Source organism: Streptomyces violaceorubidus (assembly GCF_000717995.1).
Lineage (GTDB): Bacteria > Actinomycetota > Actinomycetes > Streptomycetales > Streptomycetaceae > Streptomyces > Streptomyces violaceorubidus.
The window spans coordinates 1-1734 of the sequence record NZ_JODM01000112.1 but is presented as its reverse complement, the minus strand read 5'-3'; the positions used below and the strand labels follow the sequence as shown (position 1 = coordinate 1734).

Below are 1734 nucleotides of genomic sequence, written 5' to 3'. Positions count from 1 at the left end.
AGCCGCCGCCTTCGGCGGACCCGGACAGGCCGCCTACGCCGCCGCCAACACCTTCCTCGACACCCTCGCCCACCACCGCCACACCCACGGCCAACCAGCACTCTCCCTCGGCTGGGGCCTGTGGGAAGACCGCAGCAACATGACCGGCAACCTCACCGACACCGACCTCCACCGCATCACCCGCCACGGAGTCGGCGCCATGAGCACCGAGGACGGGCTGCGGCTGCTGGACGCGGCCTGTGCGACGGCCGAGGCGCATCTGCTGCCGATCCGGCTGGACGTCGGGGCGCTGCGGCGGCGGGCCGACGACGACAGTCTCCCGGCGCTGCTGCGGGGGCTCGCCCAGCGCCGGGCGCGTCGCGGCACCGTGGACGCCGGCACACGGCGGCCCTCGGAACTGTCGCTCGCCGAGCGGCTCGGCCGGGTGTCCGGTGAGCAGCGGGCGCGGGCGCTGGAGGATCTGGTGGTCGCGCAGGTGGCTGCCGTGCTGGGGCACGCGTCGACGGCCGCGATCGAGCCGGACCGTGCCTTCAAGGACATCGGGTTCGACTCGTTGACCGCGGTCGAACTGCGCAACCGGCTCAACACGGCGAGCGGTCTGCGGCTGCCCGCCACGCTGGTCTTCGACCGGCCGACTCCGCAGGCGATCGCCCGGTTCCTGGAGCGGAAGCTGTTCCCGCGGGAGAGCACCCAGGCTCCCGCCCCGGCCGCGCAGGACTCCGTCCGCGACATCGACGCCGTCGACCTGGACGCGATCGACGAGATGGATGTCGACCTCCTCATCAACCTTGCTTTCGACGGCGACAGTGCCGGAACCGACGCGGAGCGTGAGTGACCCGATGAGCAATCCCAACGACAAGGTCGTCGCCGCCCTGCGGGCGTCCCTCAAGGAGACCGAGCGGCTGCGGCAGCACAACCGTGAACTCACCGAGCGCGGCCGGGAGCCGATCGCGATCGTCGCGATGAGCTGCCGGTACCCGGGCGGGGTGCGCACTCCGGAGGACCTGTGGCGGCTGGTGGCCGCGGGTGAGGACGCGCTCCTGGGAGGCCGTGGAGAGGGCCGGCATCGACCCGCGGGCCCTGCGCGGCAGCCGCACGGGCGTCTTCGCCGGAGTCATGTACCACGACTACGGCACGCTGGTCGGTGAGTCGCCGGACGCCGTCGAGGGCTATGTATACAACGGCAGCGCGGGCAGCGTCGCCTCCGGCCGGGTGTCCTACACACTCGGTCTTGAGGGGCCGGCGGTGACGGTCGACACGGCCTGTTCCTCCTCGCTGGTCGCCCTGCATCTGGCGGTGCAGTCGCTGCGCAACGGCGAGTGCTCGCTGGCGCTGGCCGGGGGCGTGGCGGTGATGTCGACGCCGACGCTGTTCGACGAGTTCAGCCGGGGGCAGGGGCACGGGCTGGCGCCGGACGGCCGGTGCAAGGCGTTCGCGGACGGCGCCGACGGGACCAGCCTGTCGGAGGGCGTGGGCCTGCTGTTGCTGGAGCGGCTGTCGGACGCCCGGCGCAACGGCCACCCCGTACTGGCGGTGGTCCGTTCCACGGCGGCCAACCAGGACGGGGCGAGCAACGGCCTCACCGCGCCGAACGGGCCCGCGCAGGAGCGGGTGATCCGGGACGCGCTGGCCGTCGCCGGGCTGACCGGCGCGGACGTCGACGCGGTCGAGGCCCACGGCACCGGCACCAGCCTCGGCGACCCCATCGAGGCACAGGCCCTCCTCGCCACCTAC

1 protein-coding gene and 1 pseudogene are annotated in these 1734 nt (G+C 73.4%); both read left to right on the top strand.

Annotated elements, in window-relative coordinates; translation table 11 throughout:
• A partial coding sequence (locus IE94_RS36640) for a beta-ketoacyl reductase (protein WP_037924719.1) occupies positions 1-835 on the top strand: 835 nt, incomplete at its 5' end.
• Positions 768-1734, top strand: a pseudogene (locus tag IE94_RS36635) (beta-ketoacyl synthase N-terminal-like domain-containing protein); the annotation flags it as partial. The gene IE94_RS36640 and the pseudogene IE94_RS36635, both read left to right, overlap by 68 nt.